Source organism: Actinomadura roseirufa, from assembly GCF_900659635.1.
Taxonomy (GTDB): domain Bacteria; phylum Actinomycetota; class Actinomycetes; order Streptosporangiales; family Streptosporangiaceae; genus Spirillospora; species Spirillospora roseirufa.
In genome coordinates this window covers 20,783-36,361 of sequence record NZ_CAACVB010000059.1, presented here as the reverse complement: position 1 = coordinate 36,361, position 15,579 = coordinate 20,783, and the positions used below count along the sequence as shown (strand labels likewise).

The following is a 15,579-nucleotide window of genomic DNA, read 5'->3' as shown; positions in this document are numbered from 1 at the left end:
CCCTTGACCGGTCTCGTCCTCGAAACAGATCCAGGCGCCCAGGTCGCCCGCGGTGGTTCCACCCGCGGCCACACCCGCTCCTTCCACACCTGCACGGCCTGGTCGTCGCGCTCGACCGCCCGGCGTCCGGGGACCTGCACCGACCAGCCGTTACGCCGCAGCAGCAGCGACACCCCCGGCAGGGTGTAGCCGATCCCGAACAACTCGCGGATCAGCGCGGCGACCCGCCCCAGGGTCCACCGCTGGTCATCGGCGTAGCCGTGCGCGGCCGGGCCGCGGTTCAACTCCGCCTCCAGCCGTGCGAACATCGCCTCGTCCAAGCGCTGCCGCCGGTGCGGGCCCCTGGAACGCAGCGCCTCGGCCCCGCCCTGCCGCCAGGCCTGCCGCCACTTCTCCACCTGCCGCAGCCCCACCCGCAACTGCGCGGCGATCCACGCATTGGGCCGGCCCTCACCGAACCATTGCGCGGCCTGCATCCGCACCTGTTCTCGTCTCCGGCGGCCCGCGTCGGTCATCCCGCCGCCCTGGGGGTATCTGGCCATGCCACCGGCATACGCCCACACCACCGGCCCGTCCACTCACCCAACCGCTATGACCAATTAACCCTGGTTAGCGCCTGACGCCGATGGCACTGCTTTAGACTGAGCATCTTCGGCTGGTCGTGATGCCCGCACCGATCGCGATCGCGTGCGAAGCCAGGTTCGAGCTTGCGAGAACCTGATCGCGCAGCGAGCCCTCTGGGGCGAGTCGGAGCGATGCTGCGATCGCGCAGTGTCCGTTGAAGGGAGGGCCCCCAGGGCCCGACCGCCGAGGATACTGCAAGCAAATACGAACACGGAGGGCTGGCATGGGGTGGCTGGCGGGTGTGTTGATCTTGTTCTTCGGCCTGCTGGCGTCCATCGCCCTTCATGAGCTGGGGCACTTCTCGTTCGCCAAGCTGTTCGGGGTTCGGACGACGCAGTTCATGGTCGGGTTCGGGCCGACGATGTGGTCGCGGCGCAAGGGGGAGACCGAGTACGGGGTGAAGTGGATCCCGCTCGGCGGGTACATCCGGATGATCGGGATGTTGCCGCCGCGGAAGGGGGACGCGCCCGGGAAGGTCCGGCAGATCAGTACGGGGCCGTGGCAGGGGCTGATCGAGTCGGCGCGCGGGGCGGCGCTGGAGGAGGTCAGGCCCGGCGACGAGGACCGCGTGTTCTACGCCAAGAAGTGGTGGCAGAAGCTGCTGATCATGTTCGGCGGGCCGGCGATGAACCTGCTGCTGTCGGTGGTGTTCTTCTCGATCCTGCTGATGGGGCTCGGCACGATTCAGCAGCAGCCGGTGATCCAGCAGGTGTCGGACTGCATCGTCCCGGCGAGCCAGGCGGCGAAGGTCGGCTCGTGTCCGGCGGGCGCCACGCCGACGCCGGCCAAGCAGGTCGGGTTGCGGCCCGGTGACCGCATCGTGTCCTACGACGGGCGGGGCATCTCGGACTACAAGGGGCTGCAGCGGCTCATCCGCGACTCGGGTGGGCGGACGGTGCCGATGGTGGTGCGGCGCGATGGGCGTGACCTCGCGCTGAACGTGCCGATCACGCGCAACTCGATGTACGACCTGAAGGACCAGGACAAGATCGTCAACGTGGGGTTCCTCGGCATCACGCCGACCAGCGCGCTGGAGCGGCAGGGGCCCGGCGCGGTGGCCAGGACGATGGGCGACCTCACCGCGCACACCGCGGGGGCGCTGCTGCGGATGCCGCAGAAGATGGTCGGCATCTGGAACGCGGCGTTCAGCGGCAAGGAGCGCGACCCGAACGGGCCGGTCGGCGTGGTCGGCGTCAGCCGGATCGGCGGGGACGTCGCCGCCTCGCACACCCTGACGGGGACGGAGAAGGTCGCCTACTTCGTCATGCTGCTCGGTTCGCTGAACCTCGCGGTCGGGCTGTTCAACCTGGTGCCGCTGCTGCCGCTGGACGGCGGGCACATCGCCGGCGCGCTGCTGGAGGCGCTGAAGAAGGCGTTCGCCCGGGTGTTCCGCAGGCCCGATCCCGGCTATGTGGACGTCGCCAAGGCCCTGCCCGTGACGTATGTGATGGCCGCCGTGCTGGTCGTCATGGGCGGGCTGCTCATCTACGCCGACCTGGTGAACCCGATCCGTTTCAACGGCTGAGCGGGTCCGTCAGCTCGCCGGTCTTGAGGAAGCCGTCCAGGGCCGCCCGGTACGGGGCGATGTTCAGGCCCTGGGCGCTCAGCCACGCGTCGGAGCCGTAGGTGCCCGCGTAGCGTTCGCCGCCGTCGCAGATCAGCGTGACCACGCTGCCGTGCTCGCCGCTCGCCCGCATCTGGGCGACCAGTTCCGCCACGGCCCACATGGCGGTGCCGGTGGAGCCGCCGACGCCGCGGCCGGTGACCTCGTTGGTCCAGCGCATCGCGGCGACGGACGCGGCGTCCGGCACCTGGACCATCCGGTCGATCACGGTCGGGAGGAACGACGGTTCGACGCGGGGGCGGCCGATGCCCTCGATGCGCGAGCCCGCGGCCGTGCGGCCGGGGTCGCCGTCGGTGAACGAGCCGAAGAACGCCGAGCCCTCGGGGTCGACGACCGCCAGCCGGGTGTGGAACCGCCGGTAGCGGACGTAGCGCCCGATGGTGGCGGAGGTGCCGCCGGTGCCCGCGCCGACGACGATCCAGGACGGTTCGGGATGGCGCTCCAGCCGGAGCTGCTCGAAGATCGACTCGGCGATGTTGTTGTTGCCGCGCCAGTCCGTCGCGCGTTCGGCGTAGGTGAACTGGTCCATGAAGTGGCCGCCGCACTCGGCCGCCAGGCGGTGCGACTCGTCGTAGATCGAGGACGGGTCGTCCACCAGATGGCAGCGGCCGCCGTGGAACTCGATCAGGCCGATCTTCTCCGGACTGGTGGTGGCGGGCATCACGGCGACGAACGGCAGGCCGACCAGCCGCGCGAAGTACGCCTCCGACACGGCGGTGGAGCCGCTGGACGCCTCGATGATCGTGGTGTCCTCGTGGATCCAGCCGTTCGCCAGCGCGTACAGGAACAGCGACCGCGCCAGCCGGTGCTTCAATGACCCGGTCGGGTGGACGGACTCGTCCTTGAGGTACAGGTCGATGCCCCACTCGGGCGGAAGCGGGAAGACGTGCAGGTGCGTGTCGGCGCTGCGGTTGGCGTCCGCCTCGACCTTGCGGATGGCCTCGGCGATCCAGGCGCGGCGGCCGGGATCGCACCGGTCCACAGTACGACTCATGGTGTTTTCCCCCTTGATCGCCATTGATCGGCGGTATCCCACGATATCGCCGCATGTCACCAGGCATGATGGAGTCCACGGGGGGTAGATGATCGACCTGTTCAGAGAACGCATCGTGGACACCGGACGGCTGCCGCTGTTCGGTTTCTTCGCCGCGTTCATCGTCACGTTCGTGCTCACGCGGGTGAACGTCCGCCTGATCCGCGCCAACGTGCGGTGGTGGTTCCGCAACGTACAGGCGGGCGACCTGCACATCCACCACGTCGTGTTCGGCGTGGTGCTGATGCTCGTGGGCGGGGTGTCCAGCCTCGCGGTGCCCGACCCGTACGTGGGCCTCGACCTGCTGTCGGCGGTGGTCTTCGGGATGGGGTCCGCCCTGGTGCTGGACGAGTTCGCGCTGATCCTGCACCTCAGCGACGTGTACTGGACGGAGAAGGGGCGCACGTCGCTCGACGCCGTCTTCGTCGCCATCGCCGTCACCGGGCTGCTGCTGCTCGGCATCCGACCGCTCGGCTTCGAGGCGACGCCCGCGCCGGCCGGCGGGGCGCTGACCGGCGTGTACGTGACCTCGCTGGTGGTCAACCTCGGGCTCGCCGTGGTCACGCTGCTCAAGGGCAAGATCTGGACGGGGCTGATCGGGCTGTTCGTGCCCGCGCTGCTGATCGTCGGCGCGGTCCGGCTGGCCCGTCCCGGGTCGCCGTGGGCGCGCTGGTGGTACGCGCCGGGATCGCGCAAGCACCTGCGGGCCGTCCGGAACGAGCGGCGGTTCCGCCGCCCCCTCATCCGGGCCAAGATCTGGGTGCAGGAGTTCATCGCCGGGCGGCACGACCTGATCCCGCCCGAGCTGCTGCAGCGCCGCACGGCCGCCGAGCGCGCCCGCCGCCACAAGAACGCCCGCGCGCAGCGCAAGGCGGCCGCGCGCGACCGGCGCAGGGACGCCGCCCGCGCGCACCGGCGCGTCCTGCACCGGACGGGACGGCGCCGGACCGTGGCCCGCACCCGCCGGTCCAAGGCGGAGTGACGGGCGCGCGCCGGGTCGCCGGGCCCGCGCCGGGTCATTCGTCCAGGACGGGGGCGACGGCGCGGACCGTATCGATCGTGTCGGCCTCGGCCGCGGGCTTGTCGGGGCGATAGCGCAGCACGCGCGCGAACCGCAGCGCGATGCCGCCGGGGTAGCGGGGGCTGTGCTGGACGCCGTCGAAGGCGATCTCCACGACCAGTTCCGGGCGGACGTGCACCGTCCACCCGTCCTCGCGGACGGCCAGTTCGCGCAGCGTCCTGGTCTGCCAGGCGAGCAGCTCGTCGGTCAGGCCCTTGAACGTCTTGCCGAGCATGACGAACCCGCCGGTCGCCGGGTCGCGGGCGCCCAGGTGCAGGTTGGACAGCAGGCCCTCGCGGCGGCCGTGGCCCCACTCGACCGCGAGCACCACCAGGTCGAGGGTGTGCCGCGGCTTGACCTTGATCCATCCGGCGCCGCGCCGCCCGGCGGTGTAGGGGGTGTCGAGGGACTTGACCAGCACGCCCTCGTGGCCGAGGGCCACGGCCTCGTCGAAGAACTCCTTCGCCCTGGCCGGGTCGCCGGTGACGACGCGCGGCATGCGCAGCCCGTCCGGGACGGCGCGGGCCAGCGCGGCGTTCCGCTCGGCGCCGGGTGCGTCGAGGAGGTCGGCGCCGTCCAGGTGCAGGACGTCGAACAGGAACACGGTCAGCGGCACCGGCTCGGTGGCCTTGGCGGTGCGCGTGGCGGTGCGGGCCGCGGTGACCTGGAACGGGTGCGGCCGCCCGTCCGGCCGCAGTGCGATCAGCTCGCCGTCGAACACCGCGGCGCGCACGGGCAGCCCGCGCACCGCCGCGACGACCTCGGGCAGCCGCTCGGTGATCTCGTCGAGGGTGCGGGTGAAGACCCGGACCTCGCCGCCGGTGACGTGCACCTGGGCGCGGACGCCGTCCAGCTTCCACTCCACCGCGGCGTCGGCGGCGAGCCTGCCGAACGCCTCCTCGACCGACGGCGCGGACGCCGCCAGCATCGGCTTGACCGGCCTGCCGACCTCCAGCGTGAACGCTCGCAGCCCCGCGGCGCCCTCCGCGAGGGCCGCGGCGGCGACCGGGCCGAGCGAGCCGCGCAGCATCACCGCGCGCCGCACCCCCGCCGCCGGGACCGCCGCCGCCGCGGCGATCGCCTCGGCCATCACGCCGTCCAGCGCGCCCTGGCGCAGCTCGCCCGCCAGCAGCCGGACGAGGAAGTCCTGCTCGGGACGGGTGGCGCGGCCGAGCAGCGCCGCGACCAGCGCGCGCCGCCGGGCGACCGAGCCGGGGCCGGACACGGCGCCGATCTCGGTGAACGCCGCGTCGACCTCGGCCACGGTGAGGACCGGTTCCGCGGCGGGCGGCGGGACGTCGCGCAGCGCCGCGTACCCCACCCCGATCTGACGCTGCGGCAACTCCCCCGACAGGTAGGCGACGACGATCGCGGCCTCCGCGGGCCCGGCCGCGCGCAGGCACCCGGCGAGGGCCTCGACCTTGGCCTTGCGGCCGGACGTCGCGGCCACCGCCCGGGACGTCTCGGCGACCTCGGCGATGAGCACCCGTCCATTGTGTCCACACGGCCCGGCAATTGGTCCCGCCGGGGGGTTGGTGGCGGCGGGGGCACCTGGCTACGTTGGGCGGCGGGGGTTCGGACGGAGGAGTGAGGAGCGCGACGGGGCGTGGGTCTGCAGCGTGGTCCGGAGCCGTTCCAGCGGGTCTACTCCGCACCGGAGCCGCCGGCGCCCGCCCGCCGGCCGCGCCGGGTGGCGCTGGCCGTCGCGCTGGCCACGTTCGTGGTCGCCGGGGTGGTGGTGTTCCTGCTGCTGCCCGGCGGGGGCGAGGAGCACGCCGCGCGGAGACCGCGGGCCTCGGCGTCCGCTTCGGACGCCCCCACGTCGGACGACCCGTCCGGCCCGCCGGCCGCGCGGCCGGTCACCGCGCTGCCCGCGCCCTGCGCGATGGTCACCCAGGGCACCCTCGGCAGGATCGTCCCCGCCGCCAAGCGTGAGGGCGGCGGCGGCAACTCCACCCTGACCACCTGCACCTACACCTCGTCCGCGCCGGGTTCGCGGTCCCTGCGGGTCGAGGCGCACCTGCACCCGCCCGGCGCCTCCGCCGACCCGGTGAAGGACGCCGAGGGCTACTTCGACGCCCACTGGACCCAGGCGCACGATCCCGATCTGGAGCGCACCATCTCGCTGGAGAAGGAGACGGGCATCGGCGACGAGGCGTACCGCTGGCTGAAGGCCGACAAGGGGCTGCCCACGATCATCGGGCAGGTCACGGTGCGGCTGCGCAACGTCGTCGTCACGGTCAGCTACAGCGAGGAGACCCCGGCCAAGGGTGCGGGGGAGGACCGCCGGCGGGCCTGCCTGGCGATGGCGGGAACGGCCGCGCGAGAAGTGCTGCGCGCCCTCGGCTGAACCGTTCCTGACCTGAATCGGCCGATCATGGCTTTTTCTCTCTCGCCGGCTTCTATGGTGTTCCGGTAAAGGGGAGGGGTATGCCGATCATGCTCCCGCTCATCATCTGTGACCGGCATGCCGAGCACCTGGGAAGAGGAGGTCGACGACGTGGCCGTTCAAGCGGTGGGTGTCTCCTGGGTACGGTGAGTCCCAGGTAGCCGACGCGTTCTCGATGACGGGCCGCGAAGTGGACCTCGCTTCGCGGCCCTTTTGCCGGCCACGCCGGGACCATTGAACTGTCGTTCATGAGTTCATTTCGCGTCCACCGAAAAAGGGCTTCGAATATACGATGTCAGATCTGAAGTAAAGGCCGGGCGGGGTTCGCGGGCGTTCCCGCGGTCCTACTGCGGGATGGGGATCTTGGCGAGCAGGCGCATGGACGAGGGGGAGATCCGGGACAGGGTGTGCAGCAGGTGCCCCTCCAGCGTGACCGGGACCATGGGCTTGTTCTTGATGACGGCCTGCACGATGCGCTCGGCGACCCGCTCGGGCGCCTGGTCGCGCATCCGCAGGGCCTTCTCGCCGCGGCGGCGCAGACGCTCGCGCGCGTCCGTCCCGAGGCCGAGCAGGGCGGCGTTCGCGACGATGTTCGTGCCGGTCGGGCCGGGGCAGACGGCGGTGACGCCGATGCGGTGGCCGGCCAGTTCGGCGCGCAGGCACTCGCTCAGCATCAGCACGGCGGCCTTGGACGTGCAGTAGGCGGGCATGCCCCGCCACGGCGCGAACGCGGCGGCGGAGGCGATGTTGACGATGTGGCCGCCGAGGTTGGGCTTGTCGGGCCGGTTGGGCAGGGCGTTCACCCGGTCCACCATCTGCCGGGCGAACAGGCGGGAGCCGTGCACGACGCCCCAGAGGTTCACGCCGAGGACGCGGTCCCAGTCTTCGACGCCGGTGTCCAGGAACGAGCCGGCGGCGGCGATCCCGGCGTTGTTGACCAGGATGTCGGGAACCCGGTACGTGCTCCGGACCTCGGCGGCGAACGCCTCCATCGCGGCGGCGTCCGACACGTCCACGCGGTGGGCGGCGCCGCCCGCGCCGAGTGACTTGGCCAGCGTGACGGTGTGCTCCGCGGCCGGCAGGTCGATGTCGGCCGCGACCACGGTCGCGCCGCGCTCGGCCAGCGCCAGTGCCGTGGCCCGGCCGAGCCCGCTGCCGGCTCCGGTGACGACGGCGAGGGCACCGTCGAAGTGGGCGAGGGGCATGGTGACCTCCCTGGGTAAAGGTGATCCAACCGTACTCAGCGACGGCGCCGGCCGCGTGGCTCAGCGCGGCGTTTCGGGGCGGTCCGGACTGGGCCGGGGGCCGGGGACGAGATGGGGGCCGAGCCCGTTCCGGCAGAAGTCGGTCATGTACCGGGCGGTCTCCTCGACGGGCACGTCCGGGCGCCGGGTCCGCCACAGCGCCAGCCGCTCGCTCGCCCCGATGATGATCTCGGTGTAGGCGTCGATGACGGTCGGCGGCGCGGCCGGGGCGAACGCCGCGAGGACCCCGGAGATCAGGGCGCTCTGCTGGCGCCGCGTCGCCTCGACGGCCTCGGCGGTCTCGGGCGACCCGGCGGGCGGCTCACCGAGGAGCATGGCGAACGACCTGCTGTGGGCGTCGATGAAGGAGAAGTAGGCGACCATCCCGCGCCACAGGACGTCCTCCGGTGCGGTGGCCCCGGCCATGGCCTTCTGGGTGACGTCCAAGAGTTCGGCCTTGGAACGGCAGACGCACGCGGTGAGCAGCCCGTCCTTGGAGCCGAAGTACTCGTAGAGCATCGGCTTGGAGACCCCGCAGCGCTCGGCGATCTCGTCCATGGAGGCGGCCTGGTAGCCGCGCTCCCCGAAGACCTCCTCCGCCACGTCCAGCATCTGCCGCTCGCGGTCGGCGCGCGACATCCGCCGCCGGGGGGCGCGGGACCGCGGTGTGGCGCCATTCACAGGAGAATCCTATCTGTTGGACTTATCGTCAATAGCCTACTCCCGGTAACTTACCGAGAGTAGGTCAGCGAGAGGATCGAGCATGAGCGAGCGCCCCCCGTCGATCGTCATCATCGGCTCAGGCTTCGCCGGGCTGGGGATGGCGATCCACCTGAAAAGGTCCGGCTTCCACGACTTCACCGTCCTGGAGAAGAGCGACGCCCTTGGCGGGACCTGGCACGACAACACCTATCCGGGCTGCGCCTGCGACGTGCCCTCGCACATGTACTCCTTCTCCTTCGAGCTCAACCCGGGCTGGACGCGCATGTTCGCCCCCCAGCCGGAGATCCGCTCCTACATGGAGCGCACCGCCGCCAAGTATCGCGTCCACGAGCACATCCGGTTCGGTGCCGCCGTCGAGTCCATGGAGTACGACGACACCGCGCGGCGCTGGAACGTCGCGCTAGCGGACGGCACCGTCCTCACGCCCAGGGCGGTGGTGTCCGGGGTCGGCGCGCTGCACATCCCCTCGTTCCCCGACCTGCCCGGCATCGAGCGTTTCCAGGGCGCCACGTTCCACTCCTCCCAGTGGGACCACTCCTATGACCTGACGGGCAGGCGCGTCGCCGTCATCGGGACGGGCGCGTCCGCGATCCAGTTCGTCCCGGAGGTGGCCCGCCGGGCGGAGCGCCTCGTGGTGTTCCAGCGGACCGCGCCGTGGATCCAGCCGAAGCCCGACCACGCCTTCCCCGCCCAGGCACTCAAAGCGTTCGAGAAGGTCCCCGGCGCGGCCCGCGCGTTCCGCAACGGCATCTACTGGGCGCTGGAGGCCCGCGCGGTCGGCTTCACCATCGACCCGCGGCTGTCGCTGCACCAGGAGGCGATCGCCCGCAGGCACCTGCGGAACCAGGTCGCCGATCCGGACCTGCGCGCCAGGCTGACGCCGGACTACACGATCGGCTGCAAGCGCATCCTGCTGTCCAACGACTACTACCCGGCGCTCGCCCGTCCCGGCGTCGACCTGGAGACCTCCCCGATCGCCGAGGTCCGCGAGAACTCCATCGTCACCGCGGACGGGCGCGAGTACGAGGTCGACTGCGTCATCTACGGCACCGGCTTCAAGGTGACCGACGCCTTCGGCGAGCTGCCCCTCACCGGCCGGGACGGGGTGAAGCTGCGGGAGGTGTGGGCGGACGGCATCGAGGCGCACCACGGCACCACGATCCCGGGGATGCCGAACTTCTTCATGCTGCTCGGCCCGAACACCGGGCTCGGCCACAACTCCGTCGTCTTCATGATCGAGGCGCAGATCCGGTACGTGCTGGGCTGCCTGCGGCTGCTCCAGGAGCGCGGCGCGGACACCATCGAGCCGAGGCCGGAGGCGTCCCGCCGCTTCAACGACCGCCTGCAGCGGCGCCTGCGCCGTGCCGTCTGGAACGAGGGCGGCTGCCAGAGCTGGTACCTGGACGAGCGGGGCGTGAACCGCACGCTCTGGCCCGGCCACACCTTCGAGTTCTGGGCCGCGACGCGCAAGGTGGACCCCGACGAGTACATCTTCACCTGAGGACCGGTTCCGGCCGGGCCCGCTCCACCGGGGGAGCGGGCCCGGCCGGGTCACCGCGTCAGCCGATCACGTCGGCGAACCGGTCGACCTGGTGCGGGTCGCGGGCCCAGCAGTACAGCATGACCTCGTCGGCGCCGAGGTCGGCGAACCGGGCGATGGTGTCGCGGATCTCGCCGGGCTCGGTGAGCATGCCGTCCGCGCCGAATCCGGGACGTCCGGTGAAGGCGTAGTAGCCGAGCGCGGCGCGGCGCGCGTCCTCGACGACGGCGTCCGAGCCGAGGGCGGCGTTGACCTGCGCGACGATGCGCGGCCGGCCGGTCCGCCCGGCCTCGTCCCACGCCGTCTCGACGGTGCGGAACAGCTCGCCCGCCCAGGCCGGGGGAGCGGCGGCGAGGAACCCGTCGCCCCAGCGCGCGACGCGGCGCAGCGCGGCGGGCCTGAACCCGCCGAACAGGACCTCTGGCCCGCCCTCCCGCGTCGGCGCGGGACCGATCGGACCGGCCTCGTCGCTGTAGGGGGCACCGGACCAGATGCGCTTCATCACGCCCATCTGCTCGTCCAGGCGCCGCCCGCGGGTGCGCAGGTCGACGTTGGTCACGACGTGGTCGTCGGGGCGTCCGCCGACGCCGAGGCCGAGGGCGAACCGCCCGCCGGACACGCGGTCGAGCGTCGCGGCCTGCTTGGCGAGCAGCGCGGGCTCGCGCAGCGGGGCGAGCAGCACCTCGGTCTGCACGCGGACGCGGGACGTGGCCCCGGCGACGGCGGCGAGCGCCACCAGCGGCTCGGGGTTGTCGTAGACGAGGCGGTCGAGCAGCCCGAGGGTGGAGAACGGGCCGGTGTCGGCGGCCGCCGCCCAGGAGAGCAGCGACGCGGGGTCGCTGATGGGCAGGCCGAGTCCGACGTTCATGGAAGTACCTCCGGAAGGGAAGGGTCGCTGAGACTGCCGCCCCTCCGGCACCTCGTGATCGCGAGGCGTGCTCCCCATCTGCGGCGTACTTCCAAGGGAGCGCGTACTTGAAGTGATCACACTCTACCGCCGCGGCGGACGTGGTCCGGCACGGGACGCCGGGCCCGTCGTGGTAGGCAGGGGGCATGCCGAAGCCGTTGCTGCCGAGATCGCTGGCCCGTTTCAACCGGCGCGTCACGAACCGGATCCAGGGGCCGTACGCGGCCTACCTCCCGCCGCTCGCGGTGATCGTGCACCGGGGGCGCCGGTCGGGCCGGGAGTACCGGACGCCCGTGACCGCGTTCCGCAGCGGCGGGCGGCTCGTCGTCGGGCTGCCGTACGGGCCGGGCACCGACTGGGTGCGCAACCTGCTCGCCGCGGACGGCGGCGGGGTCGAGCGGGCCGGCCGCGCACGGCGCATCCGCCGTCCCCGGGTCGTGCGCGGCGCGGCCGCCGCGGACCTTCCGGCCCCGATGCGGTTCGCCGCCCGCCATGTGGACCTGCTCGTCGCGGACATCGACGACTGACCGGCGGCCCGGCGGGCGGCCTGCCGGGCGGCCCGGCCGGGGCGTGGCGCGTTCCCGCCGCTACTTGACCGGGGCGAACATCGGCCTGATGCCCGCGATGAGCTGGCGCACCACGGGACGCTGCTCGGCGGGCGTCCTGCCGCGCAGGTCGTGGATCGGGTCGAGACCGTCGTAGTAGGGGGCCAGCGCGAGGAACGGCAGGATCGTCAGGATCAGCGTCGCGAGCACGTCGAGGTCGGCGTCGTCGCGGATGTCGCCGTGCTCCTGCCAGAGCCGCAGCGTCGGGTGGATCACCTGGAGGTAGTGCTGGTTCGCGGTGTCGCGGACGACGGAGCGGACCCCGTTGTCGAGCTCGAAGTTGGTCGCGGCGGTCACCGCCCGCTCCAGCGGGTGGTCGGCCATGTACTCGGTCCAGTCGCACATGACGTCGAACAGCCACTCGTCGAAGGGCTGGTCGAAGTCGACCCGGGCGATCCGGCGCTCCATCTCCTCGCGGATGCGGCGGGACGCCTCGTCGCAGACGAAGGCGAAGAACTCGAGCTTGTCGCTGAAGTACTGGAAGAGGGAGCCCTTCGCGATGCCGGCCTCGCGGGCGATGGTGTTCAGGCTGCCGGTGGAGTACCCGTGCTCACCGAACTCGCGCATCGCCACTTCGAGGACCCGCTCCCGCTTGGCGACGTTGAGCCGGAACCACGTGGACGTTGGCATGGACCCCCTTCGACTTTCCGTCAGGAAGCGGTAACCCAGAGGTCAGGATAACGGTCCGTGGCGTCCCGTGTGACCGGAAACATCACCCGCGCCCGATGGGGTCGTCAAGGAACCGCGAGGTGAACTCAGGTGCGGCGAAGGCGCCGCCCTGCGGAGTGTTCTCGGCGACGAACGTGTCGGGGATCCCGTAGGACGCCGCGTCGTCCTGTGGCTCGTAGCCCAGTCGCGGGTCCAGCTCCCAGAAGCGGCGCGCGTTGGCGGACACGGCGTAGGCGGCGAGGAAGCCGGGCGACGGGACGGTGAGCGCGGCGCGGACGAACCCGGCGCAGTCACGGTGGCTCAGCCAGGTCGCGAGGTGACGGGGATCGGCCGGGCGGAGTTCGAGGCTGCCGATGCGCAGGCACACCACGTCCAGGCCGAACTTGTCGGCGTAGAGCCGGCCGAGGGCCTCGACGGCGACCTTGCTGACCCCGTACAGCCCGTCCGGGCGCGGGGGCATGGCGGCCGAGACGGTCTCGGTCGAGGGGTACCAGCCGGTCAGCCGGTTGCTGCTGGCCAGGACGACGCGCGGGACGCCGGCGCGGCGCGCCGCCTCCAGGACGCGGTGGGTCCCGAGGACGTTGCCCTCGACCAGCTCCGGCAGCGGCGCCTCGTCCGGTACCCCGGCCAGGTGGACGATCGCGTCGGCGCCCGCGACGATCCGGGCGGCGTCGGCCGGGCCGAGGTCGGTGCGGTGGACGACCTCGTTCGGCCCCTCGACGTGCAGCGGCGCGCGGTCGGCGAGGACGAGCCGGGCCGCCTCGGCGCGCAGCGGCGTCCGCAGCGCGGTGCCGACCCGTCCGGCGGCGCCGGTGAGCACGATCGTTCCAAGAGTCATGCGCGCAGTCTCGCACCCGTCCGCCTCACCGGACCGTTCCCATGCGCATCGCCGAACGGGATCGGGCGCCGGGGGGAAAATGGGAAAGCCCTACCCAATGCGATCCGCACAAACCATATGAATCGTTATAACCATCACCGGCCACGTGTCGCGCCGTCTCGGCCAGGGCGTCCGCACTGGACGATCTCCGAAGAGAATGGATCACGCGGCCGTTCGGGAGACGCCGGGCTCAGGGGGCCGTTCCGTCGATCGTCTCGCCATTGTCCCGCCGATGCGGAGGTCGGCACCGCTGGTCATGGCCTCGCTGATGGGCGGTGGCGCCCCGCCGCGCGGGCGGATCCGGAGCGAGAGTGAGATCCCGTGTTCGGGCCGGAGGATGTGCAGCTCAGTGCGAGAATGGGAGCCGGTGCGCACTCGGTGACAACTCCTCCCGATCATCCCGGTCCGCGATCCGCATTACGTGCGGGAGCCGGGGAGCGGGGTTGATTTCTCCATTCATCGCGTGATTGCATCATTTCTGTACCATTCGCGGACGAACGGAGGTGGACGAGGTGCGGTCACGGCCGGCCGGCGGCAGGGTCCTCGCGGGGGCCGGTGCGGCGGCGATCATGGTCGTCTCGGTGACGGCTCCGGCGCTCGCCGAGCAGACGCCCGCCCCGGGTTCCGGCCACACGCCGGCACCCTCGCGCACCCCCACTCCCACGCCGACTCCCACCCCGACTCCGACGCATTCGGCCACCCCGACGCCGAGCCACACGTCGAGCCCGACGCCCACGTCCACCCCCACGCACACCTCCTCACCGACGCCCACCCCGTCCGACACCCCGACGCCGACCACGTCCCCGACCAAGTCGCCCACACCGACCCCGACCCCGACCCCGACGCCGACCAAGACACCGGCTCCGACCGGGAAGCCGACGCCGAGCGCGCGGCCCGTTACGCCGGGCGTTCCGGTGCTGTCGATCGGGGTCACGGTCTCCTCCACCACGGTCCGGCCGGGCGAGTCGGTCACCGCGACGGTGCACGTCGCGTCGGCGGGCGCGACGGCGGCGGGAACCGTGCTGCGGGCGTCGTCCGCGCGCGCGTCGGCGGGTCCGGCGACGCGGGGGCTCGGGAACGTCGGGTCCGGCGGCGTGTCGGTGCCGGTCGCCGTCAAGGTGCCGGCCGGGGCCGCGCCGGGCGCCCTCACCGTCGACTTCTCGGCGTCCGCGGCGCGGGCCGCCACCCGTTCGCGGACCTGCACGCTGGTCGTCACCGGCGCCGCCGCCGCGCTGCCGCCGCGCGTCGCCGCGAAGGCCGATTTGCCGCCCGGTCTTCCGGCGCCGGCCGAGGGCGTGTCCCCGCCCGTGGTCGCGGCCCCGCAGGTCGCGCTGCCGCCGGTCGCCCCGCCGCAGATCGCCTCGCCGCGGATCGCGCCCGCGCGGCGGCAGACCGCCGTCCCGGTGTCCGCCCTGCGCGCCCTCCGGGGCGGGTCGTTCAACGCCGACGAACTGGGCGCCCTCCAGGCGGGCGTGCTCGCCGCGATGGCGTCCGCGGTGGCGCTGCTGCTGCTCAGGCTTCGGCTGGCGCGCCGTGCGCGCGCCGCCGGACGGCACGCCCTCGTCCGGCCCGGCGGCGCCGTCAGCGGGCCAGCCGGACCAGGATCCGGCACACCTCGTCGATGATCTCGGTGGCCGCGGCCGCGTCCGCCGCGGTGGCGATCTCCCGCCCCGCCTCGCCGATCACCGTGGTGAGCACCAGGCCCAGCACCTGGGCGGCGCGGTCCGGGGGCGCGCCCTCCACGTCCGCGGACACTCCGCCCAGCAGCCTGGTGTTCTGCGCGATCCAGCGCCGCGCGCGGCCGCGGCGCGTCAGCGAGGACCCGGACGGGCCCTCCCCGCCGTGGAACAGCCGCGCCGCCTCCCGCCGCTCCCAGCACACGCGCAGGTAGGCGCGGGCGCCCGCGACGAACAGCGCGATCGGGTCGCGCTCGCCCGCCGCGCGGGACGCGGCGACGGCCCGCGCCGCCGCGTCCTCCTGCTCGGCGCTGAGCTCCTCCCACAGCGCCGCGTACAACCCGGCCTTGCCGCCGTAGTGGTGGTAGAGGCTGCCGACGCTGATGCCCGACCGCTCGACGATCTCGGCGATTCCCGCGTCGGCGTAGCCGCGGTCGGCGAACACGTCCAGCGCGGCGGTCAGCAGCGCCTGCCGCGTGGCGTCGGCCCGCGCCCACTGACGGCCCGTCCCGCCCGCCCTGTCACCGCCCGCCCTGTCACCGCCCGTGTCGTCCGCGCGGCGCGTCCTGCCCGTCCGCATCCCCACATCGTGCCCGCGCGGGACGCGC

At 72.8% G+C, this 15,579-nt stretch carries 16 protein-coding genes; 6 read left to right on the top strand and 10 right to left on the bottom strand.

Features of this window, described 5'->3' with window-relative positions; translation table 11 throughout:
• The coding region (locus tag E1291_RS15575; RefSeq protein WP_131738513.1) for a winged helix-turn-helix domain-containing protein at window positions 1-542 on the bottom strand (542 nt) is incomplete at its 3' end.
• Window positions 543-847: 305 nt separating this feature from the next.
• Between E1291_RS15575 and E1291_RS15570 the strand changes: the two genes are divergently transcribed.
• Window positions 848-2,149, top strand: coding sequence for a M50 family metallopeptidase (locus E1291_RS15570; protein WP_131738512.1), 1,302 nt, complete (start codon window positions 848-850; stop codon window positions 2,147-2,149).
• On the opposite strand, the gene cds1 is transcribed toward E1291_RS15570, so the two are convergent.
• Window positions 2,139-3,242: an L-cysteine desulfhydrase Cds1 gene (cds1, locus tag E1291_RS15565; protein ID WP_131738511.1), complete on the bottom strand. Its 1,104-nt coding sequence runs from the start codon at window positions 3,240-3,242 to the stop codon at window positions 2,139-2,141. The genes E1291_RS15570 and cds1 overlap by 11 nt on opposite strands.
• An 88-nt stretch (window positions 3,243-3,330) precedes the next feature.
• On the opposite strand from cds1, the gene E1291_RS15560 reads away from it, so the two are divergent.
• Complete coding sequence (locus tag E1291_RS15560) at window positions 3,331-4,263, top strand: hypothetical protein (RefSeq protein WP_242614183.1); 933 nt, start codon at window positions 3,331-3,333, stop codon at window positions 4,261-4,263.
• A gap of 34 nt (window positions 4,264-4,297) precedes the next feature.
• Here E1291_RS15560 and E1291_RS15555 read toward each other — a convergent pair whose 3' ends face one another.
• Complete coding sequence (locus tag E1291_RS15555; protein ID WP_131738510.1) at window positions 4,298-5,827, bottom strand: ATP-dependent DNA ligase; 1,530 nt, start codon at window positions 5,825-5,827, stop codon at window positions 4,298-4,300.
• Between the two features lie 120 nt (window positions 5,828-5,947).
• Here E1291_RS15555 and E1291_RS15550 point away from each other — a divergent pair, with 120 nt between their 5' ends.
• Complete coding sequence (locus tag E1291_RS15550; protein WP_131738509.1) at window positions 5,948-6,691, top strand: hypothetical protein; 744 nt, start codon at window positions 5,948-5,950, stop codon at window positions 6,689-6,691.
• Window positions 6,692-7,074: 383 nt separating this feature from the next.
• On the opposite strand, the gene E1291_RS15545 is transcribed toward E1291_RS15550, so the two are convergent.
• On the bottom strand, window positions 7,075-7,935 hold the full coding sequence (locus E1291_RS15545; RefSeq protein ID WP_131738508.1) for an SDR family NAD(P)-dependent oxidoreductase: 861 nt from the start codon (window positions 7,933-7,935) through the stop codon (window positions 7,075-7,077).
• 60 nt (window positions 7,936-7,995) lie between these two features.
• A complete protein-coding gene (locus E1291_RS15540) occupies window positions 7,996-8,655 on the bottom strand; it encodes a TetR/AcrR family transcriptional regulator (protein ID WP_242614182.1) in 660 nt (219 codons plus the stop codon).
• An 82-nt stretch (window positions 8,656-8,737) separates the two neighbouring features.
• Between E1291_RS15540 and E1291_RS15535 the strand changes: the two genes are divergently transcribed.
• Entirely contained in the window at window positions 8,738-10,198 is a 1,461-nt protein-coding gene (locus E1291_RS15535) for a flavin-containing monooxygenase (RefSeq protein WP_131738507.1), read from the top strand.
• A gap of 58 nt (window positions 10,199-10,256) precedes the next feature.
• On the opposite strand, the gene E1291_RS15530 is transcribed toward E1291_RS15535, so the two are convergent.
• Window positions 10,257-11,105 (bottom strand): LLM class flavin-dependent oxidoreductase, encoded by an 849-nt coding sequence (locus E1291_RS15530; RefSeq protein ID WP_131738506.1) that lies wholly within the window; start codon window positions 11,103-11,105, stop codon window positions 10,257-10,259.
• A 185-nt stretch (window positions 11,106-11,290) separates the two neighbouring features.
• Between E1291_RS15530 and E1291_RS15525 the strand changes: the two genes are divergently transcribed.
• Window positions 11,291-11,671, top strand: coding sequence for a nitroreductase family deazaflavin-dependent oxidoreductase (locus E1291_RS15525; RefSeq protein WP_131738505.1), 381 nt, complete (start codon window positions 11,291-11,293; stop codon window positions 11,669-11,671).
• 60 nt (window positions 11,672-11,731) lie between these two features.
• On the opposite strand, the gene E1291_RS15520 is transcribed toward E1291_RS15525, so the two are convergent.
• From E1291_RS15520 to E1291_RS41975, 3 genes are all read right to left on the bottom strand, one after another.
• Window positions 11,732-12,379: a TetR/AcrR family transcriptional regulator gene (locus E1291_RS15520; RefSeq protein WP_131738504.1), complete on the bottom strand. Its 648-nt coding sequence runs from the start codon at window positions 12,377-12,379 to the stop codon at window positions 11,732-11,734.
• Between the two features lie 82 nt (window positions 12,380-12,461).
• The gene (locus E1291_RS15515) at window positions 12,462-13,256 is read right to left on the bottom strand and encodes an NAD-dependent epimerase/dehydratase family protein (RefSeq protein ID WP_207400749.1); all 795 of its coding nucleotides are present in this window, start codon (window positions 13,254-13,256) and stop codon (window positions 12,462-12,464) included.
• 511 nt (window positions 13,257-13,767) lie between these two features.
• Window positions 13,768-14,229 (bottom strand): hypothetical protein, encoded by a 462-nt coding sequence (locus tag E1291_RS41975; protein ID WP_165495128.1) that lies wholly within the window; start codon window positions 14,227-14,229, stop codon window positions 13,768-13,770.
• Between E1291_RS41975 and E1291_RS41970 the strand changes: the two genes are divergently transcribed.
• Window positions 14,210-14,920, top strand: a complete 711-nt coding sequence (locus tag E1291_RS41970; protein ID WP_165495127.1) for a hypothetical protein — start codon at window positions 14,210-14,212, stop codon at window positions 14,918-14,920. The two genes, E1291_RS41975 and E1291_RS41970, sit on opposite strands and share 20 nt — an antisense overlap.
• On the opposite strand, the gene E1291_RS15505 is transcribed toward E1291_RS41970, so the two are convergent.
• Window positions 14,877-15,551: a TetR/AcrR family transcriptional regulator gene (locus E1291_RS15505; protein WP_131738503.1), complete on the bottom strand. Its 675-nt coding sequence runs from the start codon at window positions 15,549-15,551 to the stop codon at window positions 14,877-14,879. The two genes, E1291_RS41970 and E1291_RS15505, sit on opposite strands and share 44 nt — an antisense overlap.
• Window positions 15,552-15,579: the final 28 nt, after the last annotated feature.